The organism is Tabrizicola soli, from assembly GCF_015999335.1.
Taxonomy (GTDB): domain Bacteria; phylum Pseudomonadota; class Alphaproteobacteria; order Rhodobacterales; family Rhodobacteraceae; genus Tabrizicola; species Tabrizicola soli.
In genome coordinates, this window is the sequence record NZ_JAEACP010000006.1 from 114,129 (window position 1) to 134,129 (window position 20,001).

Genomic DNA, 20,001 nt, shown 5'->3' on the forward strand with positions numbered 1-20,001 from the left:
CACAGGCGCCCGTAGGGTGCGCTACGGCGCACCTCGCCCGATATATTCCCGCAGCACCGCCGCCGTGCCCTGCGCCCGCAGCGCCTCCAGCGCCCGGGTGAAGGCGGCGACGAAGCGTGGGTCCTCGACCAGATCGCCATAGATCGGCTTCATCTGCAGCCAGACGCGTGGAATCTCGTTCGCGGCGCGGGCCTGCGCCTGCAGGTAATCCCAGTTCGGATCGTTCGGCGCGATCGCCGCCCCGCTGTCCGTCATCCCCTGGCAATAGCGGCACCAGAGCGCCGAGACCAGCGCGAGGCCCTCGATCCTGCCGCCCGCCGCCAGCGCGTCGCGGATCGAGGGGATGATGAACTTCGGCTGCCGGTTCGAGCCGTCGAGGCAGAGCCGCCGCTCGGTATCCGCCACCTCGGGATTGCTGAACCGCTCGACGATCAGCTTGTAGTAGTCGGAGATGTCCGTGTCGGGGACGGGGGGGACATAAGGGATGATCTCCTCGCGCTCCACCCTGTCGAGGAAGCCCCGGATCAGCGGATGCGCCATCGCCTCGTGGACAAATTCGATGTCCATCAGCCCGCCGGGATAGGCGATGGTGGCATGGCCGCCGTTCAGGATGCGGATCTTCATCATCTCGAAGGCATGGACATGCGGGGTCAGGGTCACGCCCGCTTGCTCGAAGGCGGGCCGTCCGGCGGGAAAGTCGTCCTCCAGCACCCATTGCCGGAAGGGCTCGCAGGTCACGGGGACCGGGTCGTCCAGCCCGAAGGCGCGGGCCATCTCGCGTTCGCGCGGGCCGGTAGCGGGGGTGATGCGGTCGACCATGCCGTTCGGGAAGGCGACCTGGGTCTCGATCCAGCCGGCAAGCGCGGGATCGGAGAGGCGGGCGGTTCCGACCACGGCGGCCCGCGTCACCGCGCCGTTGCCCGGCAGGTTGTCGCAGCTCATCACCGTGAAGGGCTGCACCCCGGCCGCCCGCCGCGCCTTCAAGGCCGCGACGATGGCGCCGAAGGCGGTGCCGGGCCGGTCCGGGTTCGCGCCGTCATGGGCGATCTCGGGGGCGCGGGGGTCGAAGCGGCCGGTGGCCGGGTCGATGAAATAGCCGCCCTCGGTGACGGTCAGGCTGACGATGCGGATCTCGGGCCGCGCCATCGCGGCGATCAGGGCGGCGTTGTCGGCCTCGACCGGCAGGAAGTCGATCATGCTGCCGATGCGGCGCGCCGACTTGCCCTTCGGGTCGAGCTCGATCACGGTCGAGAGGCAATCCTGCGCCTTCAGCGCCGCGCGCATCCTTGCGTCGCCTTCGCGCACCCCGGCGCCAAGGATCGCCCAGTCGTGGCAAAGCCCCTTGGCGAAGAGATCGTCCAGGTAGACGGCCATATGGGCGCGGTGGAAGTTGCCCAGCCCGATATGGACGATGCCGGGGGTGAGTCTGCTGCGGTCGTAAGTGGGGAGCTGCGGTTGCATGATCATGCCATCCAGTTGCCGCCGTCCACGCCGAAGCACTGGGCGACGATGTATTTCGCTTCGGGCGTGGCGAGGAAGATCGCCATTCCGGTCAGATCCTGTGCGGTGCCCATCCGGCCGAAGGGCACGGCGGCGCCGACCTCGCGCTTCTTCTGGCCGGGGACCTTGCCCTCGTAGCGGGCGAAGAAGGCGTCGACCCCGTCCCAATGCTCGCCGTCCACCACGCCCGGGGCGATGGCGTTGACGTTGATGCCGTGCTTGATCAGGTTCAGCCCCGCCGACTGGGTGAGCGAGATCACCGCCGCCTTGGTCGCGCAATAGACCGCGACCAGGCTTTCGCCGCGACGGCCCGCCTGGCTGGCCATGTTGATGATCGTGCCCTCGCCGCGCGGGATCATGTGGCGGGCGGCGGCCTGCAGGCAGAAGAGGGTGCCCGCGACATTGACCGCGAAGAGCCGGTCATAGTCCTTTCGCGTGATCTCGGCGACGGGAGCGGCGCTGAACAGCGCGGCGTTGTTGATCAGGATGTCGAGCTTGCCCATCCGGCGGATCGCCTCGGCAAAGCCTGCGTCGATGCTGGCCTGGTCGGTCACGTCCATCGTCACGGCATGGGCCTTGGGCCCGAGGTCGCGCGCGGCGGCCGCCACGGCCTCGGCGTTGACATCGGCGAGGGCGACCTCGGCCCCCTCGGCGAGATAGGCGCGGGCGAATTCCAGCCCGATGCCGCGCGCGGCGCCGGTGATCAGCGCGGTCTTGCCTTGCAGCCTCATAGCGCCAGCCCCTGTGCGTCGAAGCGGTGGATCTTGCCCGCCGGGGCCAGCCGGATCCGGTCGCCGTGGTGGGCGTGGATCTCGCCCGGTGCGCGGACGGTGAGGGTGCCGATCCCCTCGACCGCGACCTTCAGGAAGCTGTCCGAGCCGAGGTGCTCCGACAGGCCGACCACGCCCTCCCAGGGGCCGTCGCCGACGGTGATGTGCTCGGGCCGGATGCCGATGCTATGGGCGTTGTGCTTCGCGGCTTCGGCGCCTTCGATGACGTTCATCTTCGGGCTGCCGATGAAACAGGCGACGAAGAGGTTGCGGGGGTGGTTGTAAAGCTCCAGCGGCGCGCCGACCTGTTCGATCCGGCCGGCATTCAGCACCACGATCTTGTCGGCCATGGTCATGGCCTCGACCTGGTCGTGCGTCACATAGATCATCGTCGTCTTCAGCGACTGGTGCAACTCGCTGATCTCCTGCCGCATCCCGACCCGCAGGGCCGCATCGAGGTTCGACAGCGGCTCGTCGAAGAGAAACGCTGCCGGTTCCCGCACGATGGCGCGGCCGATGGCGACGCGCTGGCGCTGGCCGCCGGAGAGCTGGCCCGGGCGGCGGTCGAGGTAGGTCGCGAGGTTCAGCACCTTGGCGGCGCGTTCCACCCGGCGGTCCTGCTCGGCCTGGTCCATTCCCGCCATCTTCAGCGGGAAGGCGATGTTCTTCCGCACCGTCATGTGCGGATAGAGTGCATAGGACTGGAACACCATCGCCAGCCCCCGTTTCGCGGGCGGCAGGTTCGTCGCGTCCTTGCCGTCGATCTCGATGGTGCCGGAGGTCGTGTCCTCCAGCCCCGCGATCAGGCGCAGGAGGGTGGATTTCCCGCAGCCCGAGGGGCCGACGAAGACGACGAACTCGCCGTTCTCGATGGTCAGGTCGATGCCGGGGATGACATCGACATCGCCGAAGCTCTTGCGGACCTTGGTCAGTTCGATCTTGCCCATCGTTTCCTCACTTCACCGCGCCGAAGGTCAGGCCGCGCACGAGTTGCTTCTGGCTGAACCAGCCAAGGATCAGGATCGGCAGGATCGCCATCGCGCTGGCTGCCGAGAGTTTTGCGTAAAAGAGGCCCTGCGGCGCCGAGAAGCTGGCGATGAAGGCCGAGAGGGGCGCCGCCTTGGTGGTGGTCAGGACGATGGTCCAGAATGCCTCGTTCCAGGCGAGGATGATGTTCAAAAGCATGGTCGAGGCGATGCCGGGCAGCGCCATCGGGGTCAGCACATGGACGATCTCGTTCCACAAGGACGCCCCGTCCATCCGCGCGGCCTCCAGGATCTCGCCGGGGATTTCCTTGAAATAGGTGTAGAGCATCCAGACGATGATCGGCAGGTTCATCAGCATCAGCGCAATCACCAGGCCGAACTTGGTGTCGATCAGGCCAAGCCTTTGAAACAGGAGGTAAAGCGGGATCATCACCGCCACCGCCGGCATCATCTTGGTCGAGAGCATCCACATCAGGAGGTCCTTGGTCCGCCTGCCGGGAACGAAGGCCATGGCCCAGGCGGCGGGGACTGCAACGACAAGGCCGAGGAGGGTGGAGCCGACCGAGATCACCACCGAGTTCCAGAAGAAGCGCGGATAGTCCGACCGCGCCCAGACCTCGGCGTAGTTCTCCAGCGTCCAGTCGGCCGAGAGGAACTCGGGCGGCATGGCGACGGCCGAGGGTTCGGTCTTGAAGCTGGTCAGGATCATCCAGAGCACGGGGAAGAAGATGAGCAGCGCGACGCTCCAGGCGGCGATTGTGGTGATCAGTTGGCGGCGGGGGGAGAGGGCGCGGGCCATTTCAGTTCTCCAGGTTCCGGCCAAGGCCGCGCATCAGGAAATAGGCGACGATGTTCGCCAGGATCACCGCGATGATCCCGCCGGCGGCGGCGCGGCCGATGTCCTTGGCGGCGATGGCCTGCTTGAAGATCATGTAGGGCAGGGTGGTGCTGGCCGATCCGGGGCCGCCCTGGGTGGTCGTGAAGATCTCGCCGAAGATGCCCAGAAGGAAGATCGTCTGGATCAGGATCACCACGGTGATGGCGCGTGTCATGTGCGGCAGGATGATGTAGCGGAAGCGGCTGAAGGCCGAGGCGCCGTCCATCTCGGCGGCTTCCAGTTGTTCCGAGGACAGCGATTGCAGCGCGGTCAAGAGGATCAGCGTGGCGAAGGGCAGCCATTCCCAGCTGACGATGCCGATGACCGAGAGCATCGGATACTGCTCCAGGAACAGGATCGGCTGCGCCCCGAAACCCCGCGCCACGGCGGCGAAGAGGCCGTTCTGGGGGTGCATGAACAGGTTTTCCCAGATCGAGGCGGCGACCGGCGGCATCACGAAGAAGGGCGCGATCACCAGGATGCGCAGGAGGCCCTGGCCCTTCACCGGCTGGTCGATCAGCAGGGCGATCAGGATGCCCAGGGTGACGGTGATGACCAGCACGCCGCCGACCAGCGCCAGCGTGTTCCACAGGGCCAGCCAGAAATCCGGCGAGTTGAAGAACCACAGGTAGTTGGTGAAGCCGGTCCAGCCGGTGCGGTCCGGCGACAGCAGGCGGTAGAAGCGGAAGGAGTAATACAGCGTCATCGCCAGCGGCACGATCATCCAGATCAGGAGGAGCACCACGGAGGGCGCCACCATCATGCGGGCGGCAAGGCGGCTGGATTGCGTGGACATGGGCGGGCCTCCCGGAATCAGCGACCGATGCATGAAGGATGCGACGCCAGGGGCACCGCGCAGGCGAAGAAGCAGGCTTTCTTTACGGGCGGCGGCTTGCAGGCGAGGACGCCCGCAAGCCGAAGGTGATCCCGGGGGCCGGGGAGACCGCCCCCGGGATCGCTGTCATTGGATGTAGCCTGCGGCCTTCATCTCGTCCGTGACCAGCGTCTGGGCTTCCGCCAGCGCCTCGTCCGCCGTCTTCTGGCCGGCCAGCGCCGCCGAGAAGATCTCGCCCACGCTCGTCCCCAGGCCCTGGAACTCGGGGATGGCGACGAACTGGACGCCGACATAAGGCACCGGCTTCACGGTCGGGGCATTCGGGTCGGCCGAGTTGATGCTGTCGATCGTCATCTTGGCGAAAGGCACCTTGGCATATTCCTCGTTCGAGTAGAGCGAGGTCCGCGTGCCCGGAGGAACGTTGGCCCAGCCTTCCTTCGACGCGACGAGGGCGAGGTAATCCTTGTTGGTCGCCCAGTCGATGAAGACCTTGGCCGCGTCCTTGGCGTCCGAGGAGGACGGGATCGCGAGGCTCCAGGCCCAGAGCCAGTTGCCGCGCTTGCCGAGGCCGTTGTCGGGGGCGAGGGCGAAGCCGACCTTGTCGGCCACGGTCGAGTCCTTGCCGGTCACGAAGGACGCCGCCACGGTGGCGTCGATCCACATGCCGCACTTGCCCTGCTGGAACAGCGTCAGGTTCTCGTTGAAGCCGTTGTTCGAGGCGCCGGGGGGGCCATACTGGTTCATCAGGTTCAGGTAGAAGTCCAGCGTCGCCTTCCATTCCGGCTGGTCGAACTGCGGCACCCAGTTCTCGTCGAACCAGCGCGCGCCGAAGCTGTTGGACATGGCGGTCAGGAAGGCCATGTTCTCGCCCCAGCCGGCCTTGCCGCGCAGGCACACGCCATACTGTTCCTTGGACTTGTCGGTCATCGCGGCCGCGGCCTTCTCGATGTCGGCCCAGGTCGGCGCGTCGGGCATGGTCAGCCCGGCGGCTTCCATCAGGTCCTTGCGATACATCACCATCGAGGATTCGCCATAGAACGGCGCGGCGTAGAGGTTGCCGTCCACGGTCAGGCCGCCGCGGATCGCGGGCAAGAGGTCGTCCACGTCATATTCCGCCGGCAGGTCGTTCAGGCTTTCGAGCCAGCCCTGCTTGCCCCAGATCGGAACCTCGTAGGTGCCGATGGTGATCACGTCGTACTGGCCGCCGCCGGTGGCGATGTCGGTCGTCACGTTCTGGCGCAGGACGTTCTCTTCCAGCGTCACCCATTCGACCTTGATGTCGGGATGCTTGGCGTTGAAGTCGTCCATCAGGCCCTGCATGCGGACCATGTCGCCGTTGTTCACGGTGGCGACGGTGATGGTGGTCTCGGCCATGGCCGCGCCCGACAGCGCAACCAGAGCCGTCGCGCCGAGAAGCGCGCGTAGCGTCGTGGTCATGGTTCCCTCCCTGGGTCAGCGTATGAGCAAATCATCGCCTTATGGGTAAATGCTCATACATCGACCAGAGTCGTCAAGCCCCCACTTCCGCCGCGATTGCGAAGGTCAGGCGCGGGACAGGAGCGCGCGGGCGGTCGGCTCGTCGGTGACCAGCCCGTTGATGATGCGCGATTTCAGGGCGGCGAGGATCGCGGGGACCTTGGATGCGCCCGCAGCAATCCCGATCGAGGGCCGCGCCAGCCCCGGCGCGACCCGCACCCCGCCGGTGCGCCGGTTGGTCCCCAGGTCCAGGTAGCGCCCTTCCGAGTCGAAGACCCAGCCGGCCACCTCGCCCGAGGCACCGGCCGTCTGCATCTCGTCCAGTTCGGCCCGGGTGACGAAGCCGTCGGCCAGCAGGGGGGCGTCGTTCGACATCTGGCCGACGCCGACGAAGACCACGTCTGCCGCCTCGGCCAGCGCCACCACCTTGCGGACCGGGGGCAGGCGGTGGAAGGCCTCGTTCTCCTCGGGCGTGGGGCTGATCACCGGGACCGGCATCGGGTAATGCGGCGCGCGCACCTTGTCGGCGATCCGCATGACCACGTCGAAGAAGGAGGCCGAGCCATCGGGGGCGATGTTGCCGATCAGGGAGACCAGGCGATGCTGCGGCGAGTCGATCTCGACCATCGCGTCGACCATGCCGCGCAGGGCGCGTCCCGTCCCCAGTGCCACCACCAGCGGCTCCGGCATCCGCAGGAAACGCTCCAGTTCGGCCGCCGCGGCCGGGGCAATCGCGCGCACCGGGTCGGCCCCGGCGCCAAGACCGGGCGCGACCCGCACCCGGTCCAGTCCGAAACGGTCGCGCAGGGCGGCCTCCAGGTCGAGGCAGGCGCCGATCCGGTGGTTCAACCGGACCTGGATCAGCCCTTCGGCCATGGCGCGGCTGACCAGGCGCTGGGCGCGCTGGCGGCTGATGCCGAGTTCGGCGGCGATCTGGTCCTGGGTCATGCCGCCGACGTAATACAGCCAACCCGCCCGGGCGGCGTCGTCATGCAGGCTGGGTTCGGCGTCGGGGCGGCTCATCCGGGTCTCCGCAGGGCAGGGGCAGGCGTGAAGAAATCGGCAAAGTCATCGAAACGCCGGTCGGGCGGCGGATCCGGCAGCGGATCGGGCGCGGCGCCGCCGACGCGAAAATGGCTGCCGCCGGTGAACTGCCAGACCGCCATCCCGGCCGCCTGCGCGGCACGCAGGCCGGTCAGGCTGTCCTCGATCACCAGGCTGCGGGCAGGCTCTGCCCCCATCCGCGCGGCCGCAAACAGGAACAGGTCCGGCGCGGGCTTGCCGTTCCGCACCTGGCTTGCCGTGTATAGTCGTCCGCCCACCCGTTCCGTCAAGCCGGTCAGCGCCAGCGACATCCCGACCCGGCGCGGCGAGGAGGAGGTGGCGACACACCAGGGAACCCCCAGCGCATCCAGCACCGAAATCACCCCCGGCATGATCCGCAGGCCCTGGCGGAAGCCCTCCAGCAGCCGTTCGCGATAATCCTCCTCGAACGAGGACGGCAGGTCCAGTCCGAAGTCCTGCCGGATCGTGGCCATGACGGTGGGGTAGCTGCGGCCCAGGAAATGCCGTGCGACATAGGCAAGGTCGATGCGCACCCCAAGCCGGGCCAGTTCCTGCACCAGCATCCGCGCCGAGATGATCTCGCTGTCGATCAGCACGCCGTCGCAGTCGAAGATGACCAGGTCGAACGCCTTCGGGCCGGATCCTGCTGCGGGCGCGGGCATGAGTCAGCCCAGGAACCAGAAGAAAAGGAACGCCGCGCCGACAAACAGGCCAGCCAAAGCGGTCAGGAAGAAGCCGAGGAAATAGCCGGGCGTATTGGCAAGGAAGCGGTCGAGCTTCTCGGAGATGTCCGGCTGCAGCGATCGCTGGGGGTCGAGCATCAGGCTCGGCTCGGGCAGGTGCTGAGCGGGGGCGGCCGCTCCCCTCTCGCCCTTGCGGATCAGTTCCAGCCAGTCGGCGGCGGTGCCGATGCGGTCCCTGGGCAGGACGCTCACGGCCTTGTCGATGCTCTCGAGAAAGCCGGGTGGATAGCCCGCGTAGCGTCCGGCAAGCGGAGCGTAGGGATCGCCGATGCCCTCGGCCACACGGGCCAGGCGGCGCTGGCTGTCGGGCGGGGGCTGGCCGGCGATCAGCATGTGAAAGGTCGCGCCCAGGGCATAAAGGTCGCTCCACGGGCCCTGTTCGGCGCCGGTCAGGTAGAATTCCTGCGGCGAGTAGCCCTCCTTGACCACGCGCCGTCCGGTCAGGACCCTGGTCGCGCGTGTGGTCTGCTCGCTGGCCGCGCCGAAGTCGATCAGGATCGGGTTGCCCTGCGGGTCGATCAGGATGTTGTCGGGCGAGATGTCGCGGTGCAGCATCCCCGTCTGGTGGATGAATTCGACCGCGCTCAGCATCTTCTTCAGCATGGTCACGATCTGGCCCGGTGCGAAGGCCCGGTCCGTCGTCTCCATGATCGCCTGCAGGTCGCGTCCGTCGATGAAATCCAGCACCATGTAGGCGGTATCGTTGTCCTCGAACACCTGGTGCACGCCGACGATGTTCGGATGGACCAGCCGGGCCAGGCTGCGGGCCTCGGCGACGAAATTCTCGACGAAGCTGCGCAGCTCGCCCTGGTGCTTGCGCGACCTTGCCCGCACCACCGAGGTCGAGCGGCGGCAGAGCGTGTTCGGAAAGCACTCCTTGATCACCACCGTCCGGTCGAGCGAATCCTTCGCCAGATAGGTGATCCCGAAGCCGCCGCTGTTGAGAAAGCCCAGGATCGTGTAATGGCCATCCAGAAGCGTCGTCCCCGGCTTCAGGTCGTCGGCGAAGACGTCGCCGTCAGGCGGCAGGTCATCGGGGTCGCGGGACGCGTGTTGCATGGAAGGCTTTTCCGGTCTCGGTCTTGCGGGCAGAGTTCAGCGGATCAGGCGGAAGGAATCGCATGTCCCCGGGACGGGGGCATGTTGGACATGGCGAGGGCGGATCGCAAGGGCGACCCCGCACAGAGGGGGACAAGCTCTCGCAGGATGGTGGCGCAAATGTGGCGTGGCATGGGTCAGCCCGGTTGCCAGCCTTCGGGCGGCCGGTCGGGGCGCAGGATGTGAAAGCCGCCCGCGGGCAGGTTCTGCCAGTCGCCCGCGCGGCCGTCGGGCCAGATCACCCGCAGCTCGGCCGCCGTCTGCGCCCCAAGGCCGAAATGCCGCCAGCCGGCCGCGCCCGAGGCATGGCCGCCCCCCGCCGCGATCTCGTGCCGCTCGACCGCTGCACCGCGCCGGATCTCGACCACCGCGCCGATCGCGTCGCGGTTCGCGCCGTCCTGCCGCAGCCGGATCTGCAGCCAGTTGCCTGAAAGCGGGCCGGTCTGCCGCCAGAGCTCGGCCCGGGCCCAGCGGTTGACCACCACCAGATCCAGCGCCCCGTCCAGGTTCAGGTCCACCAGCTGCGCCCCCCGCGCGACGCCCATGCTGGCCACGCCCGCGCGGTCGCCGACTTCCAGGAAGGTGCCGTCCTCCTGCCCGAGAAGCAGGTTGTTCGGGTCCTGCGCCGCGAAATCCGGCATCTCGGCGACGTTGCCCTTGGCCACGAACAGGTCCAGCCGGCCGTCGTTGTTCACATCGGCGAATTGCGGGTGCCAGGCGGTCGAGGGCCGCGTGTCGCCGCCGGTATAGGGCCGGTGTGCGGTGATGCCGGACTTGAAGGCCAGGTCGGCGTAATCCGGCCGGGCCGAGCCGGTGTCCTTCAGCACCTGCAGCTTGTTGTCGGCCATGCTGGTCAGGAAATAATCGGGCCAGCCGTCGCGGTTTAGGTCCGCGCCGGCGATGCCCATCCCCCAGATGCGCAACCGTTTCCAGCCCTCGGCCTCGGTGTAGAGGCGCGGCGGCTGGCCCGGTTCCAGATGCCAGAGCTGCTCCTGCCCGCCCTTGTAGTATTCCCGGTCGTTCGACACCCGCAGGCTTGGCGTCCCCGATCGGTTCCAGTCGGTGAAGAGCATGGACAATGCGCAGAAGGAAGGAGTCAACGGGACCGGCGGCGCGAAGCCCTGCCCCATGGGCCGGTGCAGCCAGTTGTCGGTGCACGAGCCCCAGGGAAAGGCCTCCTCCTGCCGGTCGATGTAATTGCCGACGGCCAGGGTCGGCCAGTTTTCTCCGCGCTCCCAGATCGCCGCGAAGGCGGTGGACCAGGCGTCGCCGCCGTCGAAGCCCCAGGCCGCGTTCGCCCCTTCGAAGCGGCAGTCGCCGAGGCCGCGCAGCAGCCGGTTCTCGCCCTGCCGCAGCAGAACCAGATCCATGAGCCCGTCGCTGTCCACATCCAGCGGCCAGGCCCCGAGCACCGCCTCCTCGGCCAGCGCATCGGTCTTCTCGAAGGCCAGAGGACCGCCCTGCCGGCTGCGGTTCAGGTAAAGCGCCGAGGGTGCGCTGCCGCCGGACAGGAAGAGTTCGGGGAAGCCGTCACCCGAACAGTCGAAGGCCGCGACCCCGCCGCCGACCATATAGTCCCAGTCGCCCTGATAGGCCGTGTCGATTCCCGCCGCGGCGCCCTCCTCGGTGAAACGGGGCAGTTCCGGCTCGGCCAGCGCCGGGCCGGCGAGTGCGAGGAGCAGTCCCAGCGCGGGCCTCATGCGGTGATCCGCAGCGCAAGCGCATGGGCGCCCACGCAGCGACCCTGGTCCAGGCCCCTTTCGACGGCGAAGCGGTAGTGGATGCCGCCGTAAAGCCGCGAGATCGCGGCCTCCTCGGCGGCGGCCCAGAAGCCCGGGAAGGACCGCACCGGCAGGCCGTCGTCGGCATGGGTTGTGTCGACGAAGGCGAAATCCTCGCCGAAGAGCGCGGTCAGGACGGTGGCCGCCGCGCCCGACTGGCTGGAATGGCCCGAGGGATATTCCGGGAAGGGCGGCGTGATCAGCAAAGGCTCCCAATCGGGCTGGATCACCCGGCGGATATAGGTGACGGGGCGCAGGAGGTTGATCTCGAACTTGGTCTGCCAGCAGGCGATGAACCCATCCGCCACCGCCACCCCCAGAAGCGCCAGCGCCCCGGCCAGACGCTCGGCCGAGAGCCCGTCGCGCGCGGCGATCTCCAGCAGGATCGCGATCCAGTGCCCCGGCGGCGTTGGCGAGAGCATCGGATCGTCCGACCAGAAGCGGGCGATCAGCCGCTGCTCCTCGGTCAGGCCCGCGACCGCATCCCGCACCTCGAGCGCCGCCCGGTAGAAATCGGAGTCGGGGGCTTCGGAATAGGGCGGGGGCGGAGGCAGGGCGCAGGCATCGCCCGCGGGCATGGCGAAGGGCCGGACCTTGCCCCAGTCGGGCAGGAGCGGGGCCTGCTGCTGGCGGACGAGGCTGGTCGGAACCCAGTCCTGCGGCGCGGCGCCGGGGGTGTAGTCCTGCGGAAAGCCCATGTTCGCGACCACGGCCCCGCCATCGGCCGCGGCCCAGGCGAGGAGATGCCGGGCCAGCGCCGCGCCATGGGCGGCGCTGCGCGCCGCCACCGCCTCCGGGAGGCCCGTCGCCGTCGCTGCCGCCTGTTTCCGCGCCATGGCCGCCATGGCCCGCTGTCCGGTCGGGCCGGTATTGCCGAAGAGGGCCGGCACCGCCTCGGCCAGGGCCGCCTGCATCACCGCCGCCGCGTCGAACGCGCCTTCGCCACGCGGGGGCAGGGGGGCAAGACCGTTCAACTGCCCCGCCAGGCTGACCAGGGCCGGATCGCCGGAGGCCAGCACCTCATGCGCCGCCACCCCGAGATAGGCAAAGGCCCGGCTGGCTACGGGGGGCGAATAGGTCGCGGTGTGGCGGACCAGTTCCAGGATCAGCCGGTGCCAGTCGATCAGCACCTCGCAGCACAGCTGCCCCCGGTCCGCCGCCAGCGCGGGCCGGGCGGCCAAGGCCAGCGACAGCGCGATGAAACCCCGGCGGTTCAGCTGCATCGGTTCCTCCCAAGGACGTCCGCGCTGCCGGTTATGGCAGGCGTCGACATTCCGGGCAAGCGTGCCGTCTCAGCTGCGTCCGGTCAGCCAGTTGCCGAGTGCGGCCAGCCTTGAGGGGCCCGCGCCGGGACGCGCTTCGCGGCGGTCGGCGGCGCTCAGGAGGGCATACATGCCCTGCACCCCGAGCCAGCGGAAGGGTTCCCCCTCCCATGCCTTCACCCGGCGGTTGACCCAGGGCAGATGCACCAGGTCGCTGTCCCGCCCCAGCACCAGATCGGCCAGCGTCCGCCCGGCAAGGTTCGCGGTCGAGACCCCCACGCCGACATAGCCCCCCGCCCAGCCGAGACCCGTCGCCGGGTCCAGCCCCACCGTCGCGCACCAGTCGCGCGGCACGCCGAGGACGCCGCACCAGGCATGGTCGATCCGCGCGCCTGCCGCAGCGGGGAAATGCCGGCGCAGGATCGCCTCCAGCCGCCGGATGGTCTCGGCGTCCGGCGCGCCGTTCACATCCAGCGCCGAGCCGAAGCGGTAGGGCACGCCGCGCCCGCCCACCGCGATCCGCCCCTCGCGCGTGCGCTGGCAGTAGCAATAGGCGTTGGCCATGTCGCCGACGATCTCCTGCCCCTCCCAGCCGATCCGGTCCCAGACTTCGCGGGGCAGCGGCTCGGTCACGATCTGGGCCGAGTTCAGCGGCAGCCATTCGCGCCCGTGGCCCGGCAGGCCGGCGGTGAAGCCCTCGGTGCAGCGCAGGATCACCGGCGCACGCACGAGGCCCCGGTCGGTGGTGACCAGGCCCTTCTCATAGCCGATGACCGCGGTCCCCTCGACCAGGCGCACCCCCAGCCGGTCCACGGCCCGCGCCAGGCCCCGGACCAGTTTCGCGGGCTGGATACGGGCGACATTGCCGACCACCATCGCCCCCAGCGCGCCGGGAATGTGGATCCGGCCGGAAAGCTCCTCGGCCCCGATCTCGTGGACCCGCTCCTCCTCGCCCCAATGCCGGCGTTCGGCGATCTCGGCCCGCATCCGGGCCAGCTGTGCCGGATTGGTCGCGACCAGCAGCTCGTCGGTGCGCTGGATGTCGGCCTCGATCCCCTCGGCCCCGGCGACGCGGATCACCTCGTCCACCGTGCCGCCCATCGCCTCGACCATGGCGCGGACGGCGTGTTCCGAGGAACCCTCCAGATAGCGCCGGTGGTTCCAGGCGAAGCCGCCGCTCAGCCAGCCGCCATTGCGCCCCGAGGCCCCGAAGCCTGCGAAATCCTTCTCGATCACCAGCACGTCGAGGCCGGGATTCGCCCGCTTCAGGTAATAGGCCGCCCAGAGCCCGGTATAGCCCGCCCCGATGAGCGCCACATCCGCCGTCGCATCCCCCGCGAGGCAAGCGCGCGGGTAGGGCAGGCCGATGTCGGCATACCAGAACGAGACATCGCCGATCTTCGTCTGTCCCATGTCAATCAACCGTCAATTCTGCTCATGTCCCTGCATAAGGCTTCAAATAATATAAACAAAGCCGATAACTGGTCCGATCTCTGCCTGCCCCGCATCGCAGCCCGTTCCGCATGGGCAGGGGCGTGATCCATTGCCGAAATCCGGGCCGCCCTCTATCAGCGTCCGATGGACCGGGCGCAAGGAGGTCGCGGCCTTGGAGACGGACGGAATCCCGCCGCTGAAATCGCTGATCGCGTTCCAGATGGTCGCACGCTGCGGCAGTTTCTCGGATGCGGCAGCCGTTCTGGGCCTGACGCAAAGCGGGATCAGCCGGCGCATCCTGCGGCTGGAGGAGGATGTGGGCGTCGAGCTGTTCGAAAGGACCGCCTCGGGTGTCGTGCTGACCCGGATCGGCGCCGAATACGCGCAGGAGGTGGCGGCGGCGCTGGATGTGCTGACCAACCTCGGCGACAGGTCGCTGAAGCGGCAGGCCCAGGGGCGGCTGACGCTCTCGTGCTCGCGCGCGGTGGGCGAGCTCTGGCTGGTGCCGCGCCTGTCCGCCCTGAGCGCGGAATTCCCCAATCTGGAACTGAAGCTGCGCGTCGACGACAATTCGGTCCTGCGGCGCGGCGACGACTACGACCTTGCCATCGCCTTCCTGCCAAGCCCGCTGCCCGACCGCACCCTGGGCCAGCTGGGACGCGAGGAGATGGTGCCGGTGATCGCGCCCACGCTGGAACCGCTGGCCCGGCAGACGCAGCCGGTCATCCTGGCGATCGAGGAGACGCTGAAGGAATGGACGGACTGGGGCAACTGGCTGTCCGAAGCGGGCGTCACCCTGCCCGAGACCGTGCGGCGCTGGAAGCTTTCCGATTACGACATGGCGATCCGGGCCGCGCGTGACGGGCTGGGGGTGGCGATGGGCTGGACCTGGCTGATCCGCGACGAGCTGGCGGCGGGGCGGCTGGTGCAGGCGCATCCGCATGTCCTGCTGGGCCGGGGCGGCTATTACCTTTTGCGGCCGGCCGAACGCCACATGCGCCAGCTTGCGCGGCGGGTGGCGGACTGGCTGATCGCCAGCAACCGCTGAACGGTTTCAGACAGTTGGACCGGGGGGCATGTGGCCATGACTATTTGTCATTTGCACTCCGAAATTATGACAAGTTAGCCTTCCCCCCGAGGTCCCCTGGCGAGTCTGGCCGGGAGGAAAAGAGGGGGTGACGACATGACAAGCAATTCCAAGGGGCTGATCCTTGACCGCAGAAGCCTGATCGCCGGCGCCTCGGCGCTGGGCCTTGCGGGCATGTTCGGACGCCCGACCTGGGCGCAGGAAACCCCGGTGCGGGGCGGCGTCTTCATCATGGGGATCGGCGGCGGCTCGACCACCGACGATTTCGACCTGCGCAAGCTGACCGACTGGGTGCCGGTGAACCAGGCCTACATGGTGATGAACGGCCTCGTCGAGATCGACAAGGACAACGTGGCGCAGCCCGAGCTGTTCGAAAGCTGGACCGCCGCGGAAGGTGCTGTGGACTGGACCTTCAAGGTGCGCCAGGGCGTGACCTTCCACAACGGCAAGACGCTGACCGCCGATGACATCGTCTATTCGCTGAACATCCACCGCGGCGCCGACACGACCTCGGCCGCGCGGTCGGTCGCGGCGGCGTTCAAGGACGTGGCCAAGGTTTCCGACAGCGAGGTGAAGATCACGCTGGAAAGCGGCAATGCCGACCTCCCCTATGTCCTGTCCGACTATCACTTCCTGGTGGTGCCCGAGGGGTTCCAGGACTGGTCGAACCCGATCGGCACCGGCCCCTTCACCCTTGAAAGCTTCGAGCCGGGGGTGCGGGCGCGTTTTGTGCGCAACGAAAGCTACTGGAAGCCGGGCTGCGCCAATGTGGACGCGGTCGAGGTCATCGTGATCAACGACATCGCCGCGCGGACCAATGCGCTGATGTCGGGGCAGGTCCATGCCATGAACGGGGTCGATTTCAAGACCGTCGACCTTCTGTCGCGGGCCCCCAACCTTCAGATCGTGCGTTCGGCCGGCGGGCAGCATTTCACCTTCCTGATGGATTGCACCCAGGCGCCCTTCACCGACAACAACATCCGCATGGCGATCAAACATTCGATCGACCGCGAGCAGCTGTTGCAGACCGCCCTTCTGGGCAATGGCCGGCTGGGCAACGACCACCCGATCCCCAGCACCGACCGCTTCTACAACAGCGAGCTGCCGCAGCGCCCCTACGACCCGGAGAAGGCGAAGTTCTACCTGAAGGAGGCCGGGCTCGACGCGTTGAAAGTCACCCTGTCCTCCTCGGACGCGGCCTTCACGGGGGCGGTGGATGCGGCGGCGATCTACCGCACGGCCGCCGCGGCGGCCGGGATCGAGGTCGAGGTGAAGCGCGAGCCCGCCGACGGCTACTGGGATAACGTCTGGATGAAGGCGCCGTTCTGCATGTCCTTCTGGGGCGGCCGTCCCACGGCGGACCAGATGCTGACCATCGCCTACCAGTCGGCCTCGGCGCAGAACGACACCCGCTGGGCGAACGAGGAGTTCGACAAGCTTCTGGTCGAGGCGCGCGCGCTGCTGGACGACACCCGCCGCCGCGAGATCTATTGGCGCCTGCAGGAGCTGATCAGCAACGAGGGCGGCGCGATGATCCCGATGTTCGGCGACTACCTCGACGCCGTCTCGACCAAGGTGAAGGGCGTCGGGCCGCATCCGATGTTCAACCTGATGGGCGCCCGGATGGCCGAGAAGATCTGGCTGGAAGCCTGATGACCCGCGTCGTCCTCGTGCGGCTGGGATGGGGCCTCCTGACCCTGTGGATCGTCTCCGTCCTGGTGTTCGCCGGGACGGAGATCCTTCCCGGTGACGTCGCCGCAGCGATCCTTGGCCAGAACGCCACCCCGGAATCCCTTGCCGCGCTGCGCGAGACGCTTGGCCTCGATGTTCCGGCGGTCCAGCGGTATTTCAGCTGGCTTGCGAATTTCGTCCGGGGCGACCTCGGCCAGTCGCTGACCAACCGCCAGCCGGTTGCCGATCTGCTCTGGCCGCGGTTCTGGAACACCATGGCGCTGGCGGCCTATGCGGCGGCGGTCTCGCTGCCCCTGGCGGTGACGCTGGGCATCCTTTCCGCCGTCTGGCGCGGATCGGTCTTCGACCGCGCGGCGAATGTGGTGGCGCTGGCGACGGTGTCGCTGCCGGAGTATTTCCTTGGCCTTCTCCTGATCCTGCTCCTGTCGGTCCATACCGGGCTGCTGCCCAGTCTTGCCGACACCTATGACGGCATGGGCTTCCTGGCCTGGCTGAAGGCCACCACGCTGCCGATGATCGTGCTGACGCTGGTGACGGTGGCGCAGGTCATGCGGATGACGCGGACGGCGGTGCTGGCGGTGATGGACCAGCCCTATATCGAGATGAACTATCTCAAGGGCCTGCCGAACAGCCGCGTCGTGCTGCGCCATGCGGTGCCGAACGCAGCCGCGCCGATCATCAACGTCGTCGCCTTCAACATCGCCTATCTGATCACCGGCGTCGTGCTGGTCGAGGCGGTCTTCAACTACAACGGCCTGGGCCGGTTCATGGTGGATGCGGTCTCCAAGCGCGACCTGCCGATGGTGCAGGGGGCCGCGATGGTCTTTGCCGCCGCCTATATCCTGCTGAACATGATGGCCGACATCGGCGCCATCGCGCTGAACCCGCGCCTGCGCCATCCCCGGATCTCGGAAAGCTGAACCATGGCCGGCACAACCCGCAAATTCACGCTGACCAGCTGGATCGGCCTGGCGCTGATCGCCGCCAACCTGGTCATCTTCCTGGCCGGTCCGCTTCTGGCCCCCTACGGGCTGGAGGAGACGCTGGGCACCCCCTTCGCCGCCCCTTCGGCCGAGCATCCGCTGGGCCTGGACCAGAACGGCCGCGACATGCTTTCGCGGATGCTTTACGGCGCGCAGCTGTCGATCGGCGTCTCGCTTCTGGCGGTGGGCCTCTCGTTCTCCATCGGCGTGCCGCTGGGCGTGCTGGCGGCGATCCGGGGCGGGGTGACGGACATCGCCATGTCGCGGACCGTCGACGCGATCATGAGCGTGCCGGTCCTGATCTCGGCGCTGGTGGTGCTGCAGGCGCTGGGCTCCAGTCTGCCGGTCCTGATCATCACCATCGGCCTTCTGGATTCCACCCGCGTCTTCCGCCTGGCGCGCATCCTGGCCCAGGGCATCAACGCCATGGAATATGCCGAGGTCGCCCGGCTGCGGGGTGAGGGCCTGGTCTGGATGATCCGCAAGGAGATCCTGCCCAACGCCATGCCGCCCCTGGTGGCCGAGTTCGGGCTGCGCTTCTGCTTCACCTTCCTGTTCGTCGCCGGCCTGTCCTATCTGGGCCTTGGCGTGCAGCCGCCCTTCGCCGACTGGGGCGGCATGGTGCGCGACAACCAGCAGGGCATCCTTTACGGCCTTTACGCCCCGCTGTTCCCCGCCGCCGCCATCGCGCTGCTGACCATCGGCGTGAACCTTGTCGTCGACTGGCTTCTGGCCGGGCGGACCACCGTTCAGGGAGAGAACCGTTGACCGAAGTCGCAGACCGCGTGCTGTCCATCCGCGACCTGCGCGTCGTGGCCCCGAACGGCGCCGTGCTGGTCGATGGCATCTCGCTGGACCTGAAACGGGGCGAGGTGCTGGGCCTGATCGGCGAATCCGGGGCGGGCAAATCGACCATCGGGCTTGCGGCCATGGGCTATGGCCGGGGCGGTTGCCGGATCGCGGGCGGACAGATCACCCTGACCGGGACCGAGCTGACGCAGTCCGGCAAATCCGTGCGCGAGGCCATGCGCGGCGCGCGCATCGCCTATGTCGCGCAAAGTGCCGCCGCGGCCTTCGACCCGTCGATGCGGCTGGACCGGCAGATCATCGAGGCGCCGGTCCAGCATGGGGTGATGACCGCGCCCGAGGCCCGCGCCTGGATGCTGGAGCTGTTCCGCGCCCTGCAATTGCCGAACCCCGAAAGCTTCGGCCTGCGCTATCCGCATCAGGTCTCGGGCGGGCAGCTGCAACGCGCGATGATGGCGATGGCCATGGCCGCCAAGCCCGACGTCCTGGTCCTGGACGAGCCGACGACCGCGCTGGACGTGACCACCCAGATCGAGGTCCTGGCCCTTCTGCGCGACACGATGCGGCGCTATGGCACCTCGGCGCTGTACATCACCCACGACCTTGCCGTGGTCGCCCAGATCGCCGACCGTCTGATGGTCCTGCGCCACGGCAAGGAAGTCGAGACCGGCGCGACCGGCGAGGTCCTGCAGGCCCCGAAAGCGGATTATACCCGGCGGCTTGTGGCGGAGCGGGAAGGGTCGCTTCGGCCTGCGCGCGGCAGCCAGAAGGCCGGGGGTGAGGTGCTGCTGGCGCTGGACCGCGTTTCGGCGGGCTATTCCGGGCTGACGATCCTGAACGACGTTTCCCTTTCGCTGCGGCGGGGCGAGACCTTGGCCGTGGTGGGCGAATCCGGTTCGGGCAAGTCGACGCTGGCGCGGCTGGTCGCGGGGCTGCTGTCGCCCGCCGCGGGCCGGGTGACCTTTGCCGGGCGGGCGCTGGAGGGCAGCTACCGCAAGCGCGGCATCGCCGACCTGAAGGCGATCCAGATGATCTATCAGCTGCCCGACGTGGCGCTGAACCCGCGCCAGTCGGTCGGCGAGACGATCGCGCGCCCGCTGACCTTCTACCGCGGCCTGAAGGGCACGGCGCTGCGTGACGAGCTGCGGCAGCTTCTGGCCCTGATCGGCCTGCCGGACGACTTTGCCGACCGCCTGCCCGGCGCGCTTTCGGGTGGCCAGAAGCAGCGCGTCTGCATCGCCCGCGCGCTTGCGGCCCAGCCGGACCTTCTGATCTGCGACGAGGTGACCTCGGCGCTGGACCCGCTGATCGCCGAGGACATCCTGAACCTTCTGCGCAAGTTGCAGGACGAACTGGGCATGACCTACCTCTTCATCACCCATGACCTCTCGGTCGTCCGCCGCCTGGCCGAGCGGACGGTGGTGATGCAGAAGGGCCGGATCGTCGAGGACCGCCCGACCGCTGACCTCTTCCAGACCCCCCAGGCGGCCTATACCCGCACGCTGCTCGAATCCGTGCCGGAGCTGCGGCAGGACTGGCTGGACGACATCATGGCCCGCCGCGCGCGGTGAGGCCACCCAAGCTGAATTTCCAGGAAGGACCGAG

The 20,001-nt window shown here is 68.3% G+C and carries 17 protein-coding genes; 5 read left to right on the forward strand and 12 right to left on the reverse strand.

The annotated features are described in order from the left end of the window. Positions 1–21 precede the first annotated feature (21 nt). The 12 genes from I7S92_RS07000 to I7S92_RS07055 all read right to left on the reverse strand — a co-directional run bounded on the left by I7S92_RS07000 (position 22) and on the right by I7S92_RS07055 (position 13,806). On the reverse strand, positions 22–1,467 hold the full coding sequence (locus I7S92_RS07000; protein WP_197642776.1) for a mannitol dehydrogenase family protein: 1,446 nt from the start codon (positions 1,465–1,467) through the stop codon (positions 22–24). Continuing rightward, positions 1,464–2,231 carry an L-iditol 2-dehydrogenase gene (locus tag I7S92_RS07005; protein ID WP_197642777.1) on the reverse strand — a complete coding sequence of 256 codons (768 nt, stop codon included), beginning with the start codon at positions 2,229–2,231 and terminating at the stop codon, positions 1,464–1,466. Before I7S92_RS07005 ends, I7S92_RS07000 begins: the two co-directional genes overlap by 4 nt. Beyond that, positions 2,228–3,217: an ABC transporter ATP-binding protein gene (locus tag I7S92_RS07010; protein WP_197642778.1), complete on the reverse strand. Its 990-nt coding sequence runs from the start codon at positions 3,215–3,217 to the stop codon at positions 2,228–2,230. Before I7S92_RS07010 ends, I7S92_RS07005 begins: the two co-directional genes overlap by 4 nt. A 7-nt stretch (positions 3,218–3,224) precedes the next feature. Further along, the gene (locus I7S92_RS07015; RefSeq protein WP_197642779.1) at positions 3,225–4,055 is read right to left on the reverse strand and encodes a carbohydrate ABC transporter permease; all 831 of its coding nucleotides are present in this window, start codon (positions 4,053–4,055) and stop codon (positions 3,225–3,227) included. Between the two features lies 1 nt (position 4,056). Beyond that, complete coding sequence (locus I7S92_RS07020; RefSeq protein ID WP_197642780.1) at positions 4,057–4,929, reverse strand: carbohydrate ABC transporter permease; 873 nt, start codon at positions 4,927–4,929, stop codon at positions 4,057–4,059. Between the two features lie 165 nt (positions 4,930–5,094). After that, complete coding sequence (locus I7S92_RS07025; protein WP_197642781.1) at positions 5,095–6,405, reverse strand: ABC transporter substrate-binding protein; 1,311 nt, start codon at positions 6,403–6,405, stop codon at positions 5,095–5,097. A gap of 105 nt (positions 6,406–6,510) precedes the next feature. Further along, positions 6,511–7,467, reverse strand: a complete 957-nt coding sequence (locus I7S92_RS07030; RefSeq protein WP_197642782.1) for a sugar-binding transcriptional regulator — start codon at positions 7,465–7,467, stop codon at positions 6,511–6,513. After that, entirely contained in the window at positions 7,464–8,171 is a 708-nt protein-coding gene (locus I7S92_RS07035; protein WP_197642783.1) for an HAD family hydrolase, read from the reverse strand. Before I7S92_RS07035 ends, I7S92_RS07030 begins: the two co-directional genes overlap by 4 nt. A gap of 3 nt (positions 8,172–8,174) precedes the next feature. Next, positions 8,175–9,311 (reverse strand): serine/threonine-protein kinase, encoded by a 1,137-nt coding sequence (locus tag I7S92_RS07040; protein WP_197642784.1) that lies wholly within the window; start codon positions 9,309–9,311, stop codon positions 8,175–8,177. A 176-nt stretch (positions 9,312–9,487) separates the two neighbouring features. After that, on the reverse strand, positions 9,488–11,050 hold the full coding sequence (locus I7S92_RS07045; RefSeq protein WP_197642785.1) for a CRTAC1 family protein: 1,563 nt from the start codon (positions 11,048–11,050) through the stop codon (positions 9,488–9,490). Further along, positions 11,047–12,354: a vanadium-dependent haloperoxidase gene (locus I7S92_RS07050; RefSeq protein ID WP_197642786.1), complete on the reverse strand. Its 1,308-nt coding sequence runs from the start codon at positions 12,352–12,354 to the stop codon at positions 11,047–11,049. Before I7S92_RS07050 ends, I7S92_RS07045 begins: the two co-directional genes overlap by 4 nt. A 69-nt stretch (positions 12,355–12,423) precedes the next feature. Next, positions 12,424–13,806, reverse strand: a complete 1,383-nt coding sequence (locus tag I7S92_RS07055) for an NAD(P)/FAD-dependent oxidoreductase (RefSeq protein ID WP_197642787.1) — start codon at positions 13,804–13,806, stop codon at positions 12,424–12,426. A 193-nt stretch (positions 13,807–13,999) separates the two neighbouring features. On the opposite strand from I7S92_RS07055, the gene I7S92_RS07060 reads away from it, so the two are divergent. From I7S92_RS07060 to I7S92_RS07080, 5 genes are all read left to right on the forward strand, one after another. After that, on the forward strand, positions 14,000–14,875 hold the full coding sequence (locus I7S92_RS07060) for a LysR family transcriptional regulator (protein ID WP_242070100.1): 876 nt from the start codon (positions 14,000–14,002) through the stop codon (positions 14,873–14,875). A gap of 135 nt (positions 14,876–15,010) precedes the next feature. After that, positions 15,011–16,567 (forward strand): ABC transporter substrate-binding protein, encoded by a 1,557-nt coding sequence (locus I7S92_RS07065; protein WP_197642788.1) that lies wholly within the window; start codon positions 15,011–15,013, stop codon positions 16,565–16,567. Further along, on the forward strand, positions 16,567–17,526 hold the full coding sequence (locus tag I7S92_RS07070; protein ID WP_197642789.1) for an ABC transporter permease: 960 nt from the start codon (positions 16,567–16,569) through the stop codon (positions 17,524–17,526). Before I7S92_RS07065 ends, I7S92_RS07070 begins: the two co-directional genes overlap by 1 nt. Positions 17,527–17,529: 3 nt before the next feature. Further along, positions 17,530–18,357, forward strand: a complete 828-nt coding sequence (locus I7S92_RS07075) for an ABC transporter permease (protein WP_197642790.1) — start codon at positions 17,530–17,532, stop codon at positions 18,355–18,357. Further along, entirely contained in the window at positions 18,354–19,967 is a 1,614-nt protein-coding gene (locus I7S92_RS07080) for an ABC transporter ATP-binding protein (protein WP_197642791.1), read from the forward strand. Before I7S92_RS07075 ends, I7S92_RS07080 begins: the two co-directional genes overlap by 4 nt. Positions 19,968–20,001 lie beyond the last annotated feature (34 nt).

Excerpts from the sequence above, each read along its gene's own strand:
- I7S92_RS07000 (WP_197642776.1), bottom strand. The coding sequence starts at position 1,467 with ATGATCATGCAACCGCAGCTCCCCACTTACGACCGCAGCAGACTCACC.
- I7S92_RS07005 (WP_197642777.1), bottom strand. The coding sequence starts at position 2,231 with ATGAGGCTGCAAGGCAAGACCGCGCTGATCACCGGCGCCGCGCGCGGC.
- I7S92_RS07010 (WP_197642778.1), bottom strand. The coding sequence starts at position 3,217 with ATGGGCAAGATCGAACTGACCAAGGTCCGCAAGAGCTTCGGCGATGTC.
- I7S92_RS07015 (WP_197642779.1), bottom strand. The coding sequence starts at position 4,055 with ATGGCCCGCGCCCTCTCCCCCCGCCGCCAACTGATCACCACAATCGCC.
- I7S92_RS07020 (WP_197642780.1), bottom strand. The coding sequence starts at position 4,929 with ATGTCCACGCAATCCAGCCGCCTTGCCGCCCGCATGATGGTGGCGCCC.
- I7S92_RS07025 (WP_197642781.1), bottom strand. The coding sequence starts at position 6,405 with ATGACCACGACGCTACGCGCGCTTCTCGGCGCGACGGCTCTGGTTGCG.
- I7S92_RS07030 (WP_197642782.1), bottom strand. The coding sequence starts at position 7,467 with ATGAGCCGCCCCGACGCCGAACCCAGCCTGCATGACGACGCCGCCCGG.
- I7S92_RS07035 (WP_197642783.1), bottom strand. The coding sequence starts at position 8,171 with ATGCCCGCGCCCGCAGCAGGATCCGGCCCGAAGGCGTTCGACCTGGTC.
- I7S92_RS07040 (WP_197642784.1), bottom strand. The coding sequence starts at position 9,311 with ATGCAACACGCGTCCCGCGACCCCGATGACCTGCCGCCTGACGGCGAC.
- I7S92_RS07045 (WP_197642785.1), bottom strand. The coding sequence starts at position 11,050 with ATGAGGCCCGCGCTGGGACTGCTCCTCGCACTCGCCGGCCCGGCGCTG.
- I7S92_RS07050 (WP_197642786.1), bottom strand. The coding sequence starts at position 12,354 with ATGCAGCTGAACCGCCGGGGTTTCATCGCGCTGTCGCTGGCCTTGGCC.
- I7S92_RS07055 (WP_197642787.1), bottom strand. The coding sequence starts at position 13,806 with ATGGGACAGACGAAGATCGGCGATGTCTCGTTCTGGTATGCCGACATC.
- I7S92_RS07065 (WP_197642788.1), top strand. The coding sequence starts at position 15,011 with ATGACAAGCAATTCCAAGGGGCTGATCCTTGACCGCAGAAGCCTGATC.
- I7S92_RS07070 (WP_197642789.1), top strand. The coding sequence starts at position 16,567 with ATGACCCGCGTCGTCCTCGTGCGGCTGGGATGGGGCCTCCTGACCCTG.
- I7S92_RS07075 (WP_197642790.1), top strand. The coding sequence starts at position 17,530 with ATGGCCGGCACAACCCGCAAATTCACGCTGACCAGCTGGATCGGCCTG.